Source organism: Comamonas aquatilis (assembly GCF_965139575.1).
Taxonomy (GTDB): Bacteria; Pseudomonadota; Gammaproteobacteria; order Burkholderiales; family Burkholderiaceae_C; genus Comamonas; species Comamonas aquatilis.
Genome location: NZ_CBCSIW010000004.1, coordinates 166,646 through 187,571, shown reverse-complemented (window position 1 = coordinate 187,571; position 20,926 = coordinate 166,646). Strand labels below are relative to the sequence as shown.

Here is a 20,926-nt window from a genome sequence, read left to right as displayed (position 1 = left end):
GCTGAGACAGGGTCTCAGGCACGGAATTTATTGGTCATGGGGTAGCGCCAGTCCTTGCCAAAACTGCGCACGGTCAACCGAGGTCCCACGGGAGCCTGGCGACGCTTGTACTCATTGATTTGTATCAGACGCGTGACGCGCTCCACATCGGCAGCGGCAAAGCCCTGAGAGACGATGGATGCAATGCTCTCGTTATTTTCCATGTATTTGGAAACAATGGCGTCCAGCACCTCATAGGCGGGCAAGCTGTCCTGGTCTTTCTGATCCGGGCGCAGCTCGGCGCTGGGCGGGCGGGTGATGATGCGCTCGGGGATGGGATCGAGACCGGTGCCGAACGGATCATGGGCATTGCGCCAGCGGGCCAGGGCAAAGACTTCGGTCTTGAGCACATCCTTGATGACGGCAAAACCACCAGCCATGTCGCCATACAGCGTGCAGTAGCCAGTCGACATTTCGCTCTTGTTGCCCGTGGTCAGCACGATGTGGCCGAACTTGTTGCTCATGGCCATCAGCAGCGTGCCGCGAATGCGGGCCTGCAGATTCTCTTCGGTCGTATCCTCGGCCCGGCCTTCGAACGTGGCGGCCAATGCCGCCTTGAAGGCTTCGAACTGGGGCGCGATGGCAATTTCTTCGTGCTGCACGCCCACGCGCTCGGACATCTCGCGCGCATCCAGCCAGCTGATATCGGCGGTATAAGGCGAGGGCATCATCACCGTGCGCACCTTGTCGGCGCCCAGCGCATCTACCGCAATCGAGAGCACCAGGGCCGAATCCATGCCGCCCGACAACCCAATCAGCGCGCCGGGAAAGCGGTTCTTGCCCACATAGTCACGCACGGCCAGCACCAGGGCCGACCACAAAGCGTGATGGTGGCTCAGCGCAGGCTTGACCTCACCCCTGAGCTCGACGCGGCCGTCCACCAGATGCGCAGCAACCACGGGCAAATCTTCCTCGAAAGCTGCAGCCCGGGCCGCAATCTGGCCGCTAGCTTCTACCGCAAAGGAATTGCCGTCAAACACAATCTCATCTTGCCCACCCACCAAATGGGCGTAGACCAACGGCACCTTGTTTTCCGTAGCACGCAGCGCAATGACTGTCTCGCGCTCCGCCTGTTTTCCACTATGAAATGGCGAAGCATTGATCACCGCCAGCAGCTGCGCACCGGCGGCCACAGCGGCATTGGCGGGCTGGGCATGCCAGGCGTCTTCACAGATCAGCAGACCAATGCGGATGCCATCAATCTCCACCACGCAAGGCTGGGTTCCGGCGGTGAAGTAGCGCTGCTCATCGAACACGCCAAAATTGGGCAGCAACTGCTTGGCGTATTGCGCCATCAGTTGGCCATTGCGCAACACGCTGGCCATGTTGAACAGTGCGCCACCTTCGCCAGACTGAGGGTGCCCCACCACAATGGCCAGGCCCGGCCACTGGGCGGTGGCGGTTTGCAGCTGCTGCAGGGATTGTTCGCAGGCTTCAAGAAAAGCGGGGCGCAGATACAGGTCTTCTGCCGCATAGCCGCAAAGGGACAATTCAGGCGTCAGCAACAGACGAGCGCCGCTCGCATAAGCTTCAGAGGCGGCAGCAATGATTTTCTGAACATTGCCGGACAGGTCACCCACGACAAAATTGCGTTGGGCACAGCAGATGGAAAGCGTCATGAAAAGCGAGCAAGGCAGTGAGGCCATGCCCCGCGTGTGCCTGTGCACGACCCGTATGACAGCTGGCCGCCACAACATTTGAGACATGGCTGAAAACACGATTATCACTCGCACATTCCAAAGCGTGCAGGAGCTGCCCGAGCAAACCTGGAACGCACTGCTCTCTGCGCAGACCCAGGACACGCCTTTCATGCGCCATGAATACCTGGCCGCCATGGAGCAAAGCGGCAGCGCCACGCCCCAAACCGGCTGGATCTGCCGCGTGATCACGCTGTGGCAAGGCGAAGAGCTGCTGGCCGCCTGCCCCATTTACGTCAAAACACATTCCTATGGCGAATATGTTTTTGACTGGTCCTGGGCCCGCGCCTACGAGCAGCACGGTCTGCCCTACTACCCCAAGGGCACGCTGGCCGTGCCCTTCACGCCCGTGCCCGGCACCCGCCTGCTGGTCAAAGCGCCGCAGTGGCGGCTGCCCCTGGTGCAGGCCGTGCAGCACTGGGCGCAGCAGGCGGGGCTGTCATCCCTGCACCTGCTGTTTGGCGATGCGCAGGATCTGGCCGCTTGCGAGCAAGCCGGCTGGATGCTGCGCAGCACGGTGCAGTTTCATTGGAGGAATGTGGCCCCCACGCTTGCCACTGCGTGTGCTGCGCTGCCCCCCGAGGGGGCGCTCGCCGCCTTGGGGCGGCCCGGCGACGGCTCGGAGGTGGCCTCCACGCTTGCCGCCGCCTGTGCTGTATCGCCCCCCGAAGGGGAACTCTCGGCCTTGGGGCGGCCCTGCGACAGCTCGGTGATGGCCCCCACATCAGCCGCGCGAAGCTGGCGAGACTTTGATGATTTTCTGGCGTCACTCAACCAGGAAAAGCGCAAGAAAATCCGCCAGGAACGGCGCAAGGTGCGCGAGGCGGGCGTGCGCTTCAAAAGCCTGCGCGGGGCGCAAATCACGCCTGCAGACTGGGCCTTTTTTTACCGCTGCTATGAGCGCACCTATCTGGAGCACGGCAACCCGCCCTATCTGACACCCGAATTCTTCAACGCCATGCAAGAGCATATGAGCGAGAACTGGGTGCTCTTCATCGCCGAGCGTGACGGTCTACCGATTGCAAGCAGTTTGATAGCGGTCAGCGGAGACTGTTCATCGATTTCAGATGAGAAACCGCCTGTAATGCAGACAAATAAAACGGTAGCAGCTATCAAAGAAAGAGTGGCCTATGGCCGCTACTGGGGCGCACTGGAGCGCGTGGACTGCCTGCACTTCGAGGCTTGCTACTACCAACCCATCGAATGGTGTATTGCCAACGACATTGCGCGCTTTGAAGGCGGCGCCCAGGGCGAGCACAAGATGGCCAGAGCGCTGCTGCCCATCGTCACGCCCAGCGCCCACTGGATTGCCCATCCGGCATTTGCCGACGCCATTGGCCGATTTCTCGAACGCGAGAGCGAAGGCATGGCCCGCTATGTGCAGGAGCTTCAGGCCCACAGCCCCTTGCGGCAATCGGAGCCGCATGAAAAAGGCCGCATTGCTGCGGCCTTTGAGAGATAGGCACTTTACAGCGCCCCAGGACCCGCTCAAAAAGCTTCCCACTCACCATCGTCTGCAGGCTTGAAAGCTTTGCGAGCCGCCGCATCCGCTCCGGAGCGAACCGACAAGGCAGGTGCGGCCGCAGCGGTCTGTCTGCGGGCACCGGCTCGCGGCGCGGCCTGGGGCAGGGAGCGCGTGCCGCGCACGGAAGAGGTGCTGGCATGCCCATGCTGGCGCGTAGCCGCAGCCGCCGTGCTGTCTTGCATGGCGCTGGCGGGTAGCTGAAACACGGCCACGGCCTGCACCAGATCTTGCGCCTGCTTGCGCAAGGCACCGGCAGCGGCGGCGCTTTGCTCCACCAGGGCCGCGTTTTGCTGTGTGCTTTGATCCATTTGCGTCACGGCTTCACCCACCTGGGCTACGCCCTGGCTTTGCTCGCTGCTGGCAGCGCTGATCTCGCCCATGATGTCCGTCACCCGGCGAATCGCCGAGACGATTTCAGCCATGGTGGTGCCGGCCTTGTCCACCAGCTGCGTGCCCTGCTCCACCCGCTCCACACTGGTGGAGATCAAGCCCTTGATGGCCTTGGCCGCTTCCGCACTACGCTGGGCCAGTGTGCGCACCTCGCTGGCGACCACGGCAAAGCCACGGCCTTGCTCGCCAGCGCGAGCAGCTTCCACGGCGGCATTCAAAGCCAGGATATTGGTCTGGAAAGCGATGGAGTCGATGACGGAAATGATGTCGGCAATCTGGTGGCTGCTGTGGTTGATGCCCTTCATGGTGTCCACCACCTGGGCCACCACGGCGCCGCCCTGAGCCGCAACCTGGGAGGCGTTGACTGCCAGCTGATTGGCGGCCCGCGCATTGTCGGCATTCTGGTTGACCGTCGTGCCCAGTTGTTCCATGGAGGCCGCGGTCTGCTCCAGCGCCGAGGCTTGCTCTTCAGTACGGCTGGACAAATTGGCATTGCCCGAGGCAATCTGCGCGCTGGCCGAGGCCACGCCTTCGGCATTCTGGCGCACACTGCGCACGGTCTGCACCAGGCTGGTCTGCATGCGCTCCAGCGCATTGAGCAATTGCCCGGTTTCATCGTGACGCTCTACATGGATCATGCCGCTCAGATCGCCGTTGGCCACGCGGTCGGCCGCCTTGACGGCCTGATCCAGCGGCACGCGGATGGAGCGCACCAGCATCAGTCCCGCAACCACCGCCACCAGCACAGCCACCAGCGCCGCCGCGATCAGCAATATCACGGCGCGCTTGTACACAGTGACCGAGGCCTGGCTTTCCTGCCGGGCTACATCGCTGTTGTATCTGACCAGCTTTTGCAGCGTGGCCGAGGAATCATTGAAGAGCTTGAGCGACTGCCCTTCCAGAAGCTCTTTGGCTTTGTCCTGTTCCCCTGCTCGCGAGAGCGCAAAAAGCTGCCGGTTCACCTGCGCGTAGAGTTCGCGCTCGCGGATGAACTGCTCGTAATAATCGCGCTCTTGCTGCGAGATGATCAGCGGCTCGTAGTTTTTCTTGTCGTCCGCCATGCGCTGCTGCAACTGGGAATACTGTGACTCCACTTCGGACAAGTAGGCCGGATCGCTGCCGATCACATGACGCAATTCCACCAACCGCGACCGCTCCAGCTCGGTATTCATGGCGTTGATGATTTCCACGCTGGGCAACACGGTGCGCGTAATGACGTCGGCATTGTCACGCATGGTCTTGAACTGCAGCAAAGCCGTAGCCACCACGGCCAGCAGCAGCACGACCAATATGCCAAAAGCCCCCAGAATACGGGTCGATATCTTGATGCTTTTCATATTGCCCTCTCCCTCAATGGCTGTTGAATTGCTTGCGCGCCACGACCAAGCAGATAAAAAACCCATCCGAATCCAGCTGACGCAATCACTGCAACTTAATCAATGGACTTAACAGCTGCCTCATGGATAAAGGGCAAGCCTTTCTCACTTTCAGGCTCAATTTGAGGCATTTTTTCAGACTTGCACTCGATGCAATGGAGCTGCTTTTTCTGCAGATTGCATTAATCACTTGGGCCTCATGCGATCACCATGATAAGTGCCACCATCCAAAACCTTATTTGCGCCCAATTGTGATAAATCTTCAAAACTCATATTCCCACAAATCAATATGAAGGATTTATCTGACATAGGCAACGATTTCTGGTTCATTCATCCCGAACCCATAAAAAAAGCCGCTGATCTCAGCGGCTTTTTTTATGGGTTCTTAGTTTGAATGCTTGTCCAGCCCAACTAGTTGCAGGCTGGTTGCCCTCGGGCTTAAAACTGTTCCCATTGCTCATCTTCTGCGGCGCTGGCTGCCACCGTCTTGGGCGACGCTTTCCCACGGCCCGATGGGGCAAAGGAGCTCAAAGCGCTCGCTGGTGCAAGCGCCTGTGCCGGCCGCGATGCACTTTGGGGCGCGGCGACGGCGACAGGGGCCATCGCCGGCACGGCCTTGCCGGCTCCCTGCCCCACTTCGAAGATAGCGACCGAAGCCACCATGGCCTGTGCCTGACGTTGCAGCGAATCGGCTGCCGCCGCGCTTTGCTCCACCAGGGCCGCATTTTGCTGGGTGTTCTGGTCCATTTGCGTGATGGCCTCACCCACCTGAGCCACACCCTGGCTTTGCTCGCGGCTGGCCAAGCTGATCTCGCCCATGATGGAGGCCACGCGGCCAATAGCGCTCACGATCTCGGCCATGGTCTCTCCAGCCTTGTCCACCAGCTGCGTACCTTGGTCCACTTTATCCACGCTGGCGCTGATCAAGCCCTTGATTTCCTTGGCTGCTTCCGCGCTGCGCTGGGCCAGCGTGCGCACCTCGCCAGCCACCACGGCGAAGCCACGGCCTTGCTCACCGGCACGGGCGGCTTCCACTGCGGCATTCAGCGCCAGGATATTGGTTTGAAAGGCAATGGAGTCGATGACGGAGATGATGTCGGCAATCTGGCGGCTGCTCTGATTGATTCCCTTCATGGTGTCCACCACCTGGGCCACCACAGAGCCGCCCCTGGCGGCCACGCCCGACGCGGCCTGTGCCATCTGATTGGCGGTCTGGGCGTTGTCGGCGTTCAGCCGCACGGTGGATCCCAGCTGCTCCATGGAAGCGGCCGTCTCTTCCAGCGCGCTGGCTTGACTTTCGGTACGTGAAGACAAATCGGCATTGCCCTGGGCAATTTCGCGCGAGGCCAGGGCCACGCCATGGGCATTGCTGCGGACTTCCTGCACCACGGAGGCCAGTTGGCGGCGCATATCCTCCAGCGCATTGAGCAACAGGCCCAACTCGTCGCGGCGCTGGTTGAGCACCGGAGCCTGCAAACGGCCTGCCGCCACCTCCTGCGCGACCTGCACGGCGCGCGCCACAGGCCCGGTCACCGCCCGCGTCATGGCCACGCCCACGGCACCGGCCACAGCAATCACCAGCACCAGCGTGCCCAGCAGCCAGTAGCGCGCCAATGCATAGCTGGCTTTTTCATCCTCCTGGGCAGCAGCTGCAGCATCGAGTTGCAACTGCATGAACTTGCCGGTGCTCTCGGCCAGCTTGCTGAAAGCGTTTTCAAACTCTCCGGCAAAGAACAGTCCCATTTCATCGGCCATGGCGGCCTGCGACTCCACGGTGTTGAAGTCACCATCGCGAGCAATGGACAGCATGCGCTGGTGCAGCTTCAGGTATTCGGCCTTGTAGCCCAGGTAGTTGTCGAAAGCGGCCCGCAACTGCTGGCCGTCGATCAGGCCGTCCAGCACTTTTTCCTGCTCGGCTATCGTCTTCAGCCGTTGCTGAATCTGCGCTTCGAAGCCTTCCACTTCCTGCAAGGTGCGGGCCGTGGAGATACCTGCCTCATGGCGGCGCAGCCGGTTGTAGTCGGACCGCATGGAGGCAGCGTTGTAGACACTGGGCAGCATCACCTCGGACACCACCGTCCCCGTGGCATGAATCCGGCTGAGCTGCGTCCAGGCCACCAAGCCCAGAATGGCCGAGAACACCACCATGACAAGAAAGCTGACGCCCAGCTTGGTGCCTACCCGCCAATCCGAAATCTTCCAGTTCATTGCTATCCTCCACAAGCCCGGGACTTGAATCTGCACCGGGGGCAACCGTCAGAGCGCCGCTGCGCTCCATGGCAGCTGCTGGCCATAAAAAAACGCACCGGGCAGATCACCCGGTGCGTTTCAAATTGTATTTCTCTTGTTTGCCCTGCAATGCACAAAAAGCGCTTACAAGAGTGTTGAACGAAGGGGATAAACCCGTGGATCAGCCCTTGTAGTTGGCGATGCCGTCGGTGATTTCCTTGTGCGCCACGTCCAGGCCCTTCCAGCCCAGCACCTTGACCCACTTGCCCTTTTCCAGGTCCTTGTAGTGCTCGAAGAAGTGGGAGATCTGTTGCAGCACCAGATCGTGGATGTCGCCCAGGGTGTTGATCTTGTCGTAGGCAGGCAGCAGCTTCTGGGTAGGCACGGCCAGCACCTTGCCGTCCACGCCGGATTCGTCTTCCATCTGCAAAATGCCCAGTGCACGGCAGGGAACCACCACGCCGCTGGGCAGGGGGAAGGGAGTCATCACCAGCACATCCACGGGGTCGCCGTCGCCAGACAGGGTCTGGGGCACATAGCCGTAGTTCACGGGGTAGTGCATGGCAGTGCCCAGGAAACGATCCACGAACACGCAGCCGGTTTCCTTGTCCACTTCGTACTTCACGGGAGCGGAGTTGGCCGAGATTTCGATCACGACGTTGAAGACTTCAGGTGCCTTGGAGCCGGGGGTCACATTGTTCAGAGACATGATGGTTGAAGTAGTAAACAAAAAAAGCCCCCTTCAGGGGACGACCCGGTGATTTTAGGCGCAGGACCCTAACGCCGGCATTACATGCACCCGATTGCGGTGGGGCTTGCAGAGCCTGGCAGTTTGAAAAACGAGTAAAAAATGCCTAGATCCTTTTTCCAACAATCGTCAAATGCTACCAATTAAATAGCAAAACAAACTACAAAATTCAGGCACCGGCCAGGCTGCGACGACGCACGGGGCCGCTGCGCTGCTCCACGGCGGCCTGCACCTCCTTGCGAAAGCCCATGGCAAAGCCCAGCTCTGCGGCCACAAACAGCGGACCTATGATCAGCCCCATGATGTCGTCCATAAAGGCGGATTTGCGGCCTTCGTAGAAATGGCCCACGAACTGGATCACCCAACCCAGGGCAAACAGGCCCAGACCCGAGATCAGCCACAGCGCGGTGCTTTGGCCGGCAATCGGCACGGCCAGCGCCAGCATGGCGGCCAGCACCAGACCCATGGCCGTGCCATAACACCTATCCAGCCGCCAGTAATAAACGGCTGCCGCCACCGCCGCCAACAAGGCCAGGGTGATGGGAAAGCCCGCCACACGGCCCCAGCCCAGGCGCGCCAGCAGGATGACCACGGCCAACATGATCATGGGCACACCGACGTAATGCGTCAGTATGTTGCGCGGGTCGCGGTGGTAATCGGCATACTTGGACAGCTGATCGACTAGGGTTTTCATTTTCTGCACCTCCTTGTGGCCGGGGTGGCGTCTGCAGAAAATGAAGCGCAGATGACAAGGTTTCTGCAGACCTGTCCATGGTCGCGCAGCGGCATCGGCAGCGTCTGTCAAACAATCGACACAAGAATCCACATGCCTGAATCCACGCCAACCCATCCACCTCCCGCCTCCGGCAGCCGACGCGCCGCCAGCTCCGTGGTGCAAAGCGATCTCTGGGCCATTCTTCAGGCCGGGCGCTGGTTCAGCGCACTACCGCCCGCTTTGGCCGAACAGCTGCGCACCCTGGCCAAGCCACGTCTGCTGGCCGCCGGTGAATGGCTGTTTCGCCGGGGGGATGCGCCCTGCGGTCTGTATGCCGTGGCGCGCGGCGCGCTGACCATCGCGGGTACGGCGGCCATGGGCGAGCAAACCCGCACCGCCTTGCTGACCCTGGTGGAGCCGCCCATGTGGCTGGGCGAGATTGCGCTGTTTGACCAAGCCCCACGCTCCCACGACGCCTATGCCGCCACGCATTGCACGCTGCTGCACATAGCGCATCAGCCCTTGCGCCAGTGGCTGGAGGCCAATCCGCAGTACTGGCGCGACATGGCTTTGCTGCTGACCGACAAGCTGCGCAACTGCCTGATCGCCCTGGAAGAACAGACCGTGCTGCCCGCCCCGCAGCGCCTGGCCCACCGCCTGGTGCAAATGGCGCAAAGCTATGACCAGTGGAATGACAGCCTGCGCACCCGCCGCGAACTGGCCGTATCGCAAGAGCAGCTAGCGCGCATGCTCGGCCTCTCGCGCCAGACGGCCAACCAGGTGCTGCAGGAGCTGCAGCAGGCCGGCCTCCTGCAGCTGCGCCGGGGCAAGCTGGAGGTGCTGGATTTGAACGGCCTCAGGACAGCTGCCTGCTACGGGCTGCCGGCAAACGGCCAGGCCTCAAGCTGAATCTCAACCAAGGCCCATGCACCGCAGTCATTGATAATGAATTTTCTGCGTGCCGACTCTGTCCAGCACCTGTCATGCAGGTGCTGGACAGCGGTCATGCCGCTTTGACAATGCCATCAGCTTCGCCCGGTCCTGAAGCCAGCCCCGGCTGACGACAAAGACCTGCCGATTTCCCCACACCAAGCGGCCGCCCTCACCAGCCCAAAGAGCCGCACTCACACATCGCCCCATGCCCCTGATCCATCCCCCTGCCAACCGCAAACTTGTCAATATGCGCGACGTGCGCTTTCGCTGCTACGCACGCGAAGACGATCTGTGGGACGTGGAAGCCGAGCTGATCGATCTGAAAACCTACGATATCACCCTGCACGGCAATCGCCACGTACCTGCGGGCACGCCGATTCACCATATGTGGATACGGCTGACGGTGAACTCCAGCCTAGTGGTGCAGGCCGTGGAGGCGGCCATGGACGACCACCCCCTGGCCCACTGCCCCGAAGCCACACGCTCCATGCAGCGCATGGTGGGCTGCAGCATGACCCGCGGCTGGCGCAAAGCCATCAATGAGAACCTGGGCGGCGTCGAAGGCTGCACTCACATGCGCGAGCTGATCTTCAACATGGCCACGCCCGCATTTCACTCCGTGCTCAACCAGTTCTCCACCGGCGACGACGGCCTGCCGCCACGCCATCTGGGCCAGTGCCATGGCTGGGACTTCAACGGCCCCGGCGTAGCCGAGCATTACCCAGAGTTTGCCGGCTGGCAGCCGCTGGTCAAACTGGACAAGGCAAAAGCCAGAAACTGAGTGTTTTGAACAAAATTGCGCCGCAGCCCATATCGAAGAATGGCTTGCAGCTATCAAAAATAAAGCAGCTGCGGATGATTGACCTCAATTCCCCCTCCAACCCATTGGCAGCCCGGACATAGGGCTTGCGGCACAATTGCTGACATGGCTGAACGTGTGATCCCTCTGGTCGATGAACGTGCTGCAACGCGCACGGCCTTCGCCCCCTCCGTCCTGACAGCGCCCACCGGCCTGCTGCAAGACCATTGGGGGCGGCCGCTGCATGACTTGCGCATCAGCGTGACCGACCGCTGCAACTTCCGCTGCAGATACTGCATGCCCAAGGAAGTTTTCGACAAAGACTATGCCTACCTGCCTCACAGCTCGCTGCTGAGCTTTGAGGAAATCACCCGCCTGGCCCGCGTGTTTGCCGCGCACGGGGTGCGCAAGATTCGCCTGACCGGCGGCGAGCCGCTGCTACGCAAAAACCTCGAAACCCTGATTGCCCAGCTGGCCAAGCTGCGCACCTTTGACGGCCAGCCGCTGGAGCTGACGCTGACCACCAATGCCACGCTGCTGGCACGCAAGGCCCAGGCCTTGAAGGATGCGGGTCTGAACCGCGTCACCGTCAGCCTGGACGGCCTGGACGACGAGGTGTTTCGCCGCATGAATGATGTGGACTTTCCCGTCTCCGACGTGCTGCACGGTATAGAGACGGCACAGGCCGTGGGCCTGTCCAACATCAAAGTGAATATGGTGGTCAAGCGCGGCAGCAATGACGACCAGATTCTGCCCATGGCCCGCCACTTTCGCGGCACGGGCGTGACGCTGCGCTTTATCGAATACATGGACGTGGGCGCCACCAACGGCTGGTGCATGGATGAAGTCCTGCCCTCGGCCCAGGTGCTGGAGCGCCTGCAGGCCGAGCTGCCCCTGGTGCCGCTGGCGCCCAGCGTGCGCGGAGAAACCGCCGAGCGCTGGGGCTATGCCAATGCCCAGGGCCTGAATGATCCGGCTCTGGGCGAGGTCGGCTTCATCAGCAGCGTGACCCATGCGTTTTGTGGGGACTGCAACCGCGCCCGCCTCTCCACCGAGGGCAAGCTCTACCTGTGCCTGTTTGCCAGCCAAGGCTGGGACTTGCGCACTCTGTTGCGCAGCAGCGCCAGCGACGAGGAACTGGCTGCGGCCATCGCCCCCATCTGGCAGCAGCGCGACGACCGCTACTCCCAGCTGCGCAGCGAAATGCCCGCCGACGCCCCGGCCCCCGCCGCCGGCGGCCGCCGCATCGAGATGAGTTATATCGGCGGCTGATGGCTGGGGATGGTGCCGACAGATGCCACCGCCCTGGATCCCGGCGCCGCCCGGACTTGCTGCCTGCTCTTGCTTGTTCCCGAATTGACCTGGGTCACTGCTCAAGCAGCGTAGGATCGGCACTGCAGCCCCTGCCGCCACTTCGCGGCAGGCCGCTTTGATTTTTTGAGCCATGACTGCCATCTTTCAACCTGCCGCCTCCTCTTTGTCCCAAAGCCTCACCACGGAGCAGGTGCTGCAACAGCTGGCCTCCCTGCTCGAGCCCCTGGGCGCCGTGGCCGAGGTCGAAACCCTGCCCCTGATCGAAGCCCTGGACCGGGTGCTGGCCGCCGATGTGCTGTGCCCGGTCAACGTGCCGCCGCATAACAACAGCGCCATGGACGGCTATGCCTTCCACAGCTCGGCCCTGCAAGCACAGACTGTGCAGCTGCGCGTGGTGGGCACGGCGCTGGCAGGCGCACCGTGGACCAACCCGGTAAAGCCCGGCGAATGCGTGAAGATCATGACCGGCGCCGTCATGCCCGCCGGGCTGGATACCGTCATTGCCCATGAACTGGCCAGCGTCGCAGCGGATGCCCGCGATGACGATCACATCCGCTTTGATGCGGCCAGCGTATGCGCCGGCGCCAATCTGCGCCTGTGCGGCGAAGACCTGCAGCGCGGCGCGGTAGCGCTGGCAGCGGGCCAGCGCCTCAAGCCCGCGGCCCTGGGCCTGCTGGCCAGCCTGGGCCTGGCCCAGGTCGGCGTGCGCCGACGCCTGCGCGTGGCCTATTTTTCCACCGGCGATGAAATCCTCAACCCCGGCGCGGCACCGCGCGAAGGCGCGATCTACGACAGCAACCGCTTCAGCCTGCAAGGACTGCTGCGCCGCCTGGGCGTCCAGGTGCTGGACCTGGGCGTGGTGCCCGACGAACCCATGGCACTGGAAGAAAAGCTGCGCGAAGCAGCGGCCCTGGCCGATGTGGTGCTGACCAGCGGCGGCATCAGCGCAGGCGAGGCCGACCACACCCGCGCCATGCTGCAGCGCCTGGGGCCGGTGCAGTTCTGGCGCGTGGACATGCGCCCCGGTCGCCCGCTGGCCGTAGGCCTGCTGCGCCCGACTTCTCATGCCTCGCTGGCAGAGTCTTTTGGAGAGAAATCGGCCTTCAGCCCAATCAAGGAAATCGCTGATAGCTCTCAAAACAAGAGCAACAGCTTTGCCGCCAAACGCCCGGCCGTGCTGCTGGGCCTGCCCGGCAATCCTGTGGCGGCCATGGTCAGCTTTCTGATGTTTGTGCGTCCGGCCCTGCTCAGCCTCATGGGCTGCAGCGATGGCGACGTGCCCGTGGTGCAAGCGCTCAGCGCCGAGAAACTTCGCAAGCGCCCGGGCCGCACCGAATATCTGCGCGGCGTGGTGGCGCTCAACGCCCAGGGCCAGGCCACCGTGCGCAGCACCGGAGCCCAAGGCTCGGGTGTGCTCAGCTCCATGGTGGCAGCCAACTGCCTGATGGTGCTCGAGCATGAACGCTCAGACGTGCAGCCGGGCGAAGCCGTGTCCATACTCCTGCTGGACGGCCTGATCTGAAACCCGGCTGCATCGCAGTGACCGAAAACGCGGTGAGGCGTCATCGCATTTGCCAAGAACCAATCTTCCATCGAGACAGGACCCGCTGACATGCCGTACCAAGCCACCCACCAGGCCACAGAACCCAGCCGACAAGCCATGGACGCGCTGCAAGGTGCAACGCTGCTGGAGTTTGGTACGCCGTGGTGCGGGCACTGCCAAAGAGCCCAAGCCCTGATTGAAGCCGCGTTGGCACCCTTGCCCGAGCTGCCGCATATCAAGGTGGAAGACGGCCCGGGCCGCCCACTGGGCCGCAGCTACAAGGTCAAGCTCTGGCCGACCCTGGTTTTTCTGCGTGACGGTCAGGAAGTGGCGCGCCTGGTGCGCCCCGCCGATGTGCAGGCCATCACCGACGCGTTGAAGCAGATCGGCAGCTAAGGGAGCAAGCGCCGGCTCTTGAAGGCTTGGCGCTTGCTTGGAGCGTTTAAAGACGACCCAGCGCCTTGTCCACGCCCTTGTTGGCCAGCGCATCGGCGCGCTCATTGCCGGGGTCGCCCGCATGCCCCTTGACCCAGCGCCAGTCAATACGGTGACCGGCACCGCTGACCAGGGCATCCAGCTGCTGCCACTGCTCGGCGTTTTTCACCGGCTCCTTGCTGGCCGTGCGCCAGCCCTTGGCCTTCCAGCCATGAATCCACTCGGTAATGCCTTTGCGCACGTACTGGCTGTCCAGGTAGAGCACCACATCGCAGGGGCGCTTCAACGCTTTCAACGCCTCGATCACCGCCTGCAGCTCCATGCGGTTGTTGGTGGTATCGAGCTCTCCGCCGAACAATTCTTTTACGGCCGTACCGGCCTGCAATACCACGCCCCAGCCGCCAGGGCCGGGATTGCCTTTGCAGGCACCGTCGGTATAGATCACTACTTGATTCAATTTCTTTCCTTGGAGTCGCGAACACGGGCTGGTCTTCGCGTCTTTTTATGGAGGGAACTCATCGCTGCACCAGGCTGCATCGCCGGGCCGTTTGTTGGCCACGGGCATCTGCACGCCCGAGGGCGCACTCTTGCTGCGCCATGAGGGGCTGATCAAGCGCATGCCCTGCACCCGCTTGACGGCCACAATGCAATACACCCCGCCAAAGGCCGGCCAGCAGCGATGACCCAGTTTTTCCATGAATTGCCAGCGCGCCAGCCAGCGCGCGTTTTGTGTGGCTGGACAATAACAGCCAAATTGCACGGCTTCGATCTCGAAGCCCAGTAATTGCAACCAATCGCGCAAGCGCCAGTAACCCAGGCCCAGACTCAAATCGGGCAAATGCGCCGCGCTGCGCTCCACGCGCCGCTGCAACCCCAGAAGGCTCAGGGTATTGAGACCGCATACCACCAGCCGCCCCTCGGGCACCAGCACACGGGCGGCCTCGCGCAAGGCGGCATGCGGATCGTGCGAAGTCTCAAGCGTGTGCGGCATCAGCACCAGATCCAGGCTGGCCTCGGAAAACGGCAGCGCTGTCGCATCCGCGACCAAAGCCGGCGGGACATGTTTTGATGCAGACTCGTCGGTCGCTTGCGCTACATTGGCTGCTTGCGCCGCCGCAGACTCCCCGACCTTGTCCAGCGCCAGCCAGCGCTGGGGCATGCGGTTGGCCCGCAAGCCCTGCAAGGCAGGCATGCCCAGCTGAACGGCGTGATAGCCGAAGATGTCGGCCACCGCTTCGTCACAGCGCTGCTGCTCCCAATCCAGGAGGTAGTGCCCCAAGGCAGTATCTGTCCAGTGATGCATCTCTATAATTTTGCAGCCCATGAACCTTTTGCCCATCCCCGCCTTTTCCGACAACTACATCTGGATGCTCCACGATGGCAAACACGCCATCGTGGTAGACCCCGGTGAAGCCGAGCCGGCGCTGGCCGTGCTGCAAAGACTGGGATTGAAGCTGCAAGGCATTCTAGTCACCCACCACCATGCCGACCATGTGGGCGGCGTCGCCGCACTGCGCGCTGCCACCGGCGCTCCAGTCTGGGGGCCTGCCTACGAGCAGTTGCCCGAGCCACAGTTCGTGACCCGCGTGCAAGGCGGCGACCAGGTCGATGCGCTGGGCGGACCCTGGCAGGTGATTGACGTGCCCGGCCACACCAGCGGTCATATTGCGTTTTTCAGCCCCCATGCGCAAGGCGCCAACCACCAACCGGTGCTGTTTTGCGGCGACACTCTGTTCTCCGGCGGCTGCGGCCGCCTGTTTGAAGGCACGCCAGCGCAAATGCAGACCTCGCTGGATGCACTGGCCACCTTGCCCGGCAACACCCAGGTGTGTTGTGCACACGAGTACACAATTTCCAACCTGCGATTTGCGCAGGCCGTGGAACCAAACAATGCCGATCTGGCTCAGTACCTGCAGCATTGTCAGGATTTGCGTGCCGCCCACCAGCCCACGCTGCCTTCCACTTTGAAGACCGAGCAGGCCATCAACCCTTTCATGCGCAGCCGCCAGCCCGATGTCATCGCGGCGGCCGTGCAGTTCGACTCCCAAGTCAATCCGCAAGAGCCCGCCAGCGTGCTGGCCGCCTTGCGCCAATGGAAAAACGTTTTTTGATGAAGCTGCTACATACCTTGCTGCTGACCGGAGTGCTTGTACTCACCGGTTGCGCATCCACCACCAGTTACGACAATTCAAGCACTTCCTCCCAGTACCCTGACGGCCCGTTGTCACCGCTGAGCCGGGGCAAGGTGTCCAGCTCGGACGTGGCGTCGCTGGAAGCCACGGGCGACCTCTGGGTACGCATACGCCAAGGCTTTGCCATGCCCGATCTGGAGCACGAGCTGGTGGCCGACCGTGAGCAGTGGTATGCCAGCCGCCCCGACTACATCCAGCGCATGACGGAGCGCTCGAGCAAATACCTGTTCCACATCGTCGAGGAGCTGGAGCGCCGCGGCATGCCTACCGAGCTGGCGCTGCTGCCCTATATCGAGAGCGCGTTCAACCCCCAGGCCGTCTCCAGCGCCAAGGCCGCCGGCATGTGGCAATTCATGCCCGCCACGGGCAGTTACTTCGATCTCAAGCAAAACATCTTCCGCGATGACCGCCGCGACGTGCTGGCCTCCACCCGCGCCGCGCTGGACTATCTGCAAAAGCTCTACAACATGTTTGGCGACTGGCATCTGGCCCTGGCCGCCTACAACTGGGGCGAAGGCAGCGTGAGCCGCGCCATCAAGCGCAACGAAAAGCTGGGTCTGCCCACCAAGTACACCGATTTGCAGATGCCGGCCGAGACCCGCATGTACGTACCCAAGCTGCAGGCGGTCAAGAACATTGTGGCCAACCCGGAAAAGTACAACGCCGATCTGCCCGTGATCGAAAACCACCCCTACTTCCAGGCCGTGGACATCACGCATGACATCGACGTGGAACTGGTGGCCAAGCTGGCCAATGTCAGCGTCAAGGACTTCAAGGCCCTGAACCCCAGCTTTCACAAGCCGGTGATTTTTGTGGCGGCCACGCCCAAGGTCTTGCTGCCCTGGGACAACGCCAAGATCTTCCGCCGCAATCTGCAAGCCTATAACGACGGCCAGTTTGCCAGCTGGACGGTGTGGACCGTGCCCTCCACCATCACCGTGGCCGAAGCGGCCCAGCGCGTGGGCCTGGGCGAATCCGATCTGCGCGCCATGAACAACATCCCACCGCGCATGCTGATCAAGGCCGGCTCGGCCCTGATGGTGCCCCGCGGCGCCCATGTCCATGCCGACGTGGCCGGCCATGTGGCCGACAACGGCCAGATTTCCTTCGCCCCTGAAATCGTCACCGTGCGCTCCACCGTGAAGGCCCGCAAGCGCGACACGCTGATCAGCATGGCCAACCGCTACGGCGTCAGCGTCTCCAATCTTGCGGACTGGAACGACCTCAAGTCCACTGCCTCGCTGCATGCCGGCCAGTCGCTGGTGGCCTATCTGCCCGTGCGGGCGACGCGCACGGCTCGCGCCAGCACCACCACCCGCTCCAGTGCCAGCAGCAAAACGGTGGCGGCGCAGCCACGCGGCGGCAAGAGCGAGCCCAAGGCCCGTGGCGGCACGCCTTCCAAAAAGCGCCGTTAACACGATCTGAAAAAATGAAAAATCCCGTCTGGCAGCTATCGCCAGACGGGATTTTTGTTTTGGCGGAACGCAAAAAGAGAGCAACAAGCGCTTGCTTTCGAATCAATTCAGGCCGAATTCATGCTGAGATCCTTCCTCAATCAGCGCTACAAGCTCTTGAAAAAATAGCGACTAGCGCCTGTCCACCAGGGCATGCGCAATGGTTCCCAGATCCACATATTCCAGCTCGCTGCCAATGGGCACGCCCCGCGCCAGCCGCGTCACCAAGATGCCGCGCGACTTGAGCGCCTCGCTGATGGCATGTGCCGTGGCCTCGCCCTCGGCCGTGAAGCTGGTGGCCAAAATCACTTCCTGCACCTGGCCGTCGCAGGCGCGCTGCAGCAGCTGGCCCATGCCGATGTCCTTGGGGCCCACGCCATCGAGCGGCGACAAGCGCCCCATCAGCACGTAGTAATAGCCCTGGTAGGCGCCGGTGCGCTCCATGGCTGCCATATCGGCCGGCGCTTCCACCACGCACAGCCGCGCAGAATCGCGGCCCGCGTCGTCGCAAATCGAGCAGATCTCGGCCTCGGTGAACGTGTGGCAGCGCTGGCAGTGTCCTACCGAATTCACGGCCGATTCCAGCGCCTTGGCCAGATTCAAGGCCCCGGCATGATCGCGCTGCAGCAAATGAAACGCCATGCGCTGCGCCGACTTGATACCCACTCCCGGCAGGCGGCGCAGCGCCTCCATCAAGGTATCCAGAGATTGCACATCAGACACGGCTTGTCCTTTCATTGACCAGAAAAAAAGCGATCTGCTTGGTGCCAGATCGCCATTCATTTTTGACAACACCCGCACCGCTTGAAACCGGCGCGATCCAGGTGCGAGACGCCCAGCAAGGGCCGCCCCGCAGCAAAGGGTGTCGTCCCCCTTAGGGGGAAGCGGCATAGCCGCTCAGGGGGAGCAATTAGAAGGGGAACTTCATGCCGCCGGGCAGGCCTGGCATGCCGGCAGTGATCTTGCCCATCTTCTCGCTGGACGTTTCTTCAGCCTTGCGCACCGCAGCGTTGAAGGCGGCGGCCACCAGATCTTCCAGCATGTCCTTGTCTTCGGCCAGCAGGCTGGGGTCGATGGTGATGCGCTTGACATCGTGCTTGCAAGTCATCACGACCTTGACCAGACCCGCGCCAGACTCACCTTCCACTTCCACATTGCCCAGTTCGTCCTGAGCCTTCTTGAGGTTGTCCTGCATGGCCTGGGCTTGCTTCATCAGGCCGGCGAGTTGTCCTTTGTTGAACATGTGAATTCCTTCTTCTTTCGGGGAAAAACGTAAGACCTTATTCAGGCCGAATAGCTACAGGCTTGATGCTGCCGGGCACGATTTTCGCGCCATGCTCACGCACCAAGGTTTGCACCATGGAGTGGTTCGTCACAATTTCTTCGGCAATGCGCTGACGGGCCTGGGTGATCACTGCCATGCGGCGGGCCGGAGTGTCCGTCACCGCGCCTTGCTCCACCTGCAATTGTCGCGCATGACCGGCGGCCTCCAGCGCAGCACGCAAACGCTCGCGCGAACCGGCCTGGTTCAGCGAGTTGGTTTCCACACGCAGCGTCCACAGATCGCCTTCGCGTGCCATCAGCTGCGACTGCAGGGCCAGTTGCCGGGCCAGCGCCACAATGGCTTCACTGTCTACCAGCTGCTGCACCACACCTTGCCAGAAATCGCCTTCCGGCGTGCACACCAGCTCCTGCACCTCCATCACGGTGCTGGCATACACCTGGGGCGATTCCTGCTCGACGGGCTGCTCGCGCAGGGGCTCGGCATTCACCGGCAGACCGACATCCACCTCGGCATCGTCGCCCCAGCGGCCTTCGTCGGCCCAACCTTCCTCGGGCATGCCGGCCCAGGCACCTTCATCGGGGCCGGACTCATCGATGGTTTCGGCAGTGGCAGCAAACTCGTCCGAAGCATCGGCCTCGTCAACCACCGCAGCGACTTCGACCACTTCGGCTGCCGTCTCTGCGAGTTCATCGGCAATGCCATTGGGCTGATTGGGCTGTTGCGGCTGCGCAGAATCAGCCGGCTTGGTCTCTTCAACCGGGGCCAGTTGGACCGCTGCGGCAGGCTGCAGCGGCGGCACGACATCAGCAGCGGCTTGCAACTGGACTGTGGTACTTGGTATCTCGGAAACCATAGCACGATGCGGCAGATTTACCTGCACATCCGACTGTTTTGGCTCTGGTTTTTCGGCTAAAGGCGCCGCAGTTGCAGCAGGCAGGTTTTGAGGCGTACTTTCCGCCACCTCCCGCACGACTGGCGCGACGGGGGCCGTAACCGCCGGACTAGGTCTGGGCGAGGTCCGCGCTAGAGTTTTTTTTTCAGCCGCGCCGGTTTCGGCATTGTCCGGTTTGAAGGCCAGCAGCCGCAGCAGCGCCATGGTCAGCGCCGCATATTCATCCGGGGCCAGACCCAGCTCGGCACGGCCGTGCAAGCAGATGCTGTAGAGCAGCTGGGTCTCGTCGCGGGGCATCAGATCCGCCAGACGCGCCACTTCGGCGGCCTCCGGGTCGCTGGCATCCACGGGCATATCGGGCACGGCCTGCAGCACGGCCATGCGCTGCAGCACGGCGCACATTTCTTCCAGTGTGGAGGCTGCAGACAGGCCGTTGTGGCGCAGCTGCTCCGAGGTCTCAACCACCACCCGGCCATCGCCCTGAGCCAGCGCATCGATCAGCCTGAACACATGGCTGCGATCCACGCTGCCCAGCATCTGGCGCACGGTGGCTTCCTGCAACTGACCGCTGCCAAAGGCAATGGCCTGATCGGTCAGCGAGAGCGCATCGCGCATGGAACCACGGGCTGCACGCGAGAGCAGGCGCAACGCCTGAGGCTCGGCAGGCACGCTTTCCTGGCCCAGCACATGACTCAGATGCTCAAGCACCGTCTCGGGGGCCATGGGCCGCAGATTGAACTGCAGGCAGCGCGAGAGCACGGTGACCGGCACTTTTTGCGGATCGGTCGTGGCCAGCACGAACTTGAGGTATTCGGGCGGCTCTTCCAGCGTCTTCAACATGGCATTGAAAGCCGTGTTGGTCAGCATGTGCACCTCGTCGATCATGAAGACCTTGAAGCGCCCCTGCACCGGCTTGTACACCGCCTGCTCCAGCAAGCTTTGCACCTCGTCCACGCCACGGTTGGAGGCCGCATCGAGCTCGGTGTAATCTGGGAAACGTCCGCTATCAATTTCAGTGCAGGCTGCGCAAACGCCGCACGGGGTGGCGGTGATTCCGCCCTGGCCGTCCACGCCTTGGCAATTGAGCGACTTGGCCAGAATGCGCGACACCGTGGTCTTGCCCACTCCGCGCGTGCCGGTAAACAAATAGGCGTGATGCAGGCGCTGCTGAGTCAGCGCATTGGTCAGAGCCTGAACCACGTGCTCCTGCCCCACCATTTCGGAGAAGGTACGGGGCCGGTATTTGCGAGCGAGCACTAAATAAGACATAAGCCGTGATTCTACGAGTACGCCGCATGCCATCCCACATCTGCGGTGCATTCCTGCCGCGAGATCCCGGGGACCATGCATTTGCACCTAT

General features: G+C 62.2%; 18 protein-coding genes. 8 read left to right on the top strand and 10 right to left on the bottom strand.

The genetic code is table 11. The features are described 5' to 3' along the window. Positions 1 to 14: 14 nt before the first annotated feature. Positions 15 to 1,658 (bottom strand): NAD+ synthase, encoded by a 1,644-nt coding sequence (locus ACNAZA_RS07745; protein ID WP_415795923.1) that lies wholly within the window; start codon positions 1,656 to 1,658, stop codon positions 15 to 17. 85 nt (positions 1,659 to 1,743) lie between these two features. Between ACNAZA_RS07745 and ACNAZA_RS07740 the strand changes: the two genes are divergently transcribed. Then, positions 1,744 to 3,198, top strand: coding sequence for a GNAT family N-acetyltransferase (locus ACNAZA_RS07740; protein ID WP_415795922.1), 1,455 nt, complete (start codon positions 1,744 to 1,746; stop codon positions 3,196 to 3,198). A gap of 26 nt (positions 3,199 to 3,224) precedes the next feature. Here ACNAZA_RS07740 and ACNAZA_RS07735 read toward each other — a convergent pair whose 3' ends face one another. From ACNAZA_RS07735 to ACNAZA_RS07720, 4 genes are all read right to left on the bottom strand, one after another. Next, a complete protein-coding gene (locus tag ACNAZA_RS07735; protein WP_415795921.1) occupies positions 3,225 to 4,988 on the bottom strand; it encodes a methyl-accepting chemotaxis protein in 1,764 nt (587 codons plus the stop codon). A 477-nt stretch (positions 4,989 to 5,465) separates the two neighbouring features. After that, on the bottom strand, positions 5,466 to 7,235 hold the full coding sequence (locus ACNAZA_RS07730; protein ID WP_415795920.1) for a methyl-accepting chemotaxis protein: 1,770 nt from the start codon (positions 7,233 to 7,235) through the stop codon (positions 5,466 to 5,468). 202 nt (positions 7,236 to 7,437) lie between these two features. Beyond that, positions 7,438 to 7,965 carry an inorganic diphosphatase gene (gene ppa, locus ACNAZA_RS07725; protein WP_120969173.1) on the bottom strand — a complete coding sequence of 176 codons (528 nt, stop codon included), beginning with the start codon at positions 7,963 to 7,965 and terminating at the stop codon, positions 7,438 to 7,440. A gap of 208 nt (positions 7,966 to 8,173) precedes the next feature. After that, positions 8,174 to 8,698: an Mpo1 family 2-hydroxy fatty acid dioxygenase gene (locus ACNAZA_RS07720; RefSeq protein WP_415795918.1), complete on the bottom strand. Its 525-nt coding sequence runs from the start codon at positions 8,696 to 8,698 to the stop codon at positions 8,174 to 8,176. A gap of 132 nt (positions 8,699 to 8,830) precedes the next feature. Here ACNAZA_RS07720 and ACNAZA_RS07715 point away from each other — a divergent pair, with 132 nt between their 5' ends. From ACNAZA_RS07715 to ACNAZA_RS07695, 5 genes are all read left to right on the top strand, one after another. Next, the gene (locus tag ACNAZA_RS07715) at positions 8,831 to 9,628 is read left to right on the top strand and encodes a Crp/Fnr family transcriptional regulator (RefSeq protein WP_415795917.1); all 798 of its coding nucleotides are present in this window, start codon (positions 8,831 to 8,833) and stop codon (positions 9,626 to 9,628) included. Positions 9,629 to 9,857: 229 nt separating this feature from the next. Beyond that, the gene (locus tag ACNAZA_RS07710) at positions 9,858 to 10,433 is read left to right on the top strand and encodes a DUF2889 domain-containing protein (RefSeq protein ID WP_415795915.1); all 576 of its coding nucleotides are present in this window, start codon (positions 9,858 to 9,860) and stop codon (positions 10,431 to 10,433) included. A gap of 144 nt (positions 10,434 to 10,577) precedes the next feature. Further along, a complete protein-coding gene (gene moaA / locus ACNAZA_RS07705) occupies positions 10,578 to 11,723 on the top strand; it encodes a GTP 3',8-cyclase MoaA (protein WP_415795914.1) in 1,146 nt (381 codons plus the stop codon). Between the two features lie 172 nt (positions 11,724 to 11,895). Beyond that, on the top strand, positions 11,896 to 13,287 hold the full coding sequence (gene moeA, locus ACNAZA_RS07700; protein WP_415795913.1) for a molybdopterin molybdotransferase MoeA: 1,392 nt from the start codon (positions 11,896 to 11,898) through the stop codon (positions 13,285 to 13,287). A gap of 90 nt (positions 13,288 to 13,377) precedes the next feature. Next, positions 13,378 to 13,704 carry a thioredoxin family protein gene (locus ACNAZA_RS07695; RefSeq protein WP_415795912.1) on the top strand — a complete coding sequence of 109 codons (327 nt, stop codon included), beginning with the start codon at positions 13,378 to 13,380 and terminating at the stop codon, positions 13,702 to 13,704. A 46-nt stretch (positions 13,705 to 13,750) separates the two neighbouring features. Here the strand turns inward: ACNAZA_RS07695 and rnhA are convergent, their stop codons facing one another. After that, positions 13,751 to 14,200: a ribonuclease HI gene (gene rnhA / locus ACNAZA_RS07690; RefSeq protein ID WP_120969193.1), complete on the bottom strand. Its 450-nt coding sequence runs from the start codon at positions 14,198 to 14,200 to the stop codon at positions 13,751 to 13,753. A 45-nt stretch (positions 14,201 to 14,245) separates the two neighbouring features. Continuing rightward, the gene (locus ACNAZA_RS07685) at positions 14,246 to 15,046 is read right to left on the bottom strand and encodes a class I SAM-dependent methyltransferase (protein WP_415795911.1); all 801 of its coding nucleotides are present in this window, start codon (positions 15,044 to 15,046) and stop codon (positions 14,246 to 14,248) included. Between the two features lie 19 nt (positions 15,047 to 15,065). On the opposite strand from ACNAZA_RS07685, the gene gloB reads away from it, so the two are divergent. Next, on the top strand, positions 15,066 to 15,854 hold the full coding sequence (gene gloB, locus ACNAZA_RS07680; protein WP_415795910.1) for a hydroxyacylglutathione hydrolase: 789 nt from the start codon (positions 15,066 to 15,068) through the stop codon (positions 15,852 to 15,854). Then, entirely contained in the window at positions 15,854 to 17,350 is a 1,497-nt protein-coding gene (locus ACNAZA_RS07675) for a transglycosylase SLT domain-containing protein (protein WP_415795908.1), read from the top strand. Before gloB ends, ACNAZA_RS07675 begins: the two co-directional genes overlap by 1 nt. A 171-nt stretch (positions 17,351 to 17,521) precedes the next feature. On the opposite strand, the gene recR is transcribed toward ACNAZA_RS07675, so the two are convergent. From recR to dnaX, 3 genes are all read right to left on the bottom strand, one after another. Next, a complete protein-coding gene (recR, locus tag ACNAZA_RS07670) occupies positions 17,522 to 18,112 on the bottom strand; it encodes a recombination mediator RecR (RefSeq protein WP_415795907.1) in 591 nt (196 codons plus the stop codon). Positions 18,113 to 18,299: 187 nt separating this feature from the next. Further along, complete coding sequence (locus ACNAZA_RS07665) at positions 18,300 to 18,632, bottom strand: YbaB/EbfC family nucleoid-associated protein (RefSeq protein WP_120969202.1); 333 nt, start codon at positions 18,630 to 18,632, stop codon at positions 18,300 to 18,302. A gap of 37 nt (positions 18,633 to 18,669) precedes the next feature. After that, positions 18,670 to 20,835 (bottom strand): DNA polymerase III subunit gamma/tau, encoded by a 2,166-nt coding sequence (gene dnaX / locus ACNAZA_RS07660; RefSeq protein WP_415795906.1) that lies wholly within the window; start codon positions 20,833 to 20,835, stop codon positions 18,670 to 18,672. Positions 20,836 to 20,926: the final 91 nt, after the last annotated feature.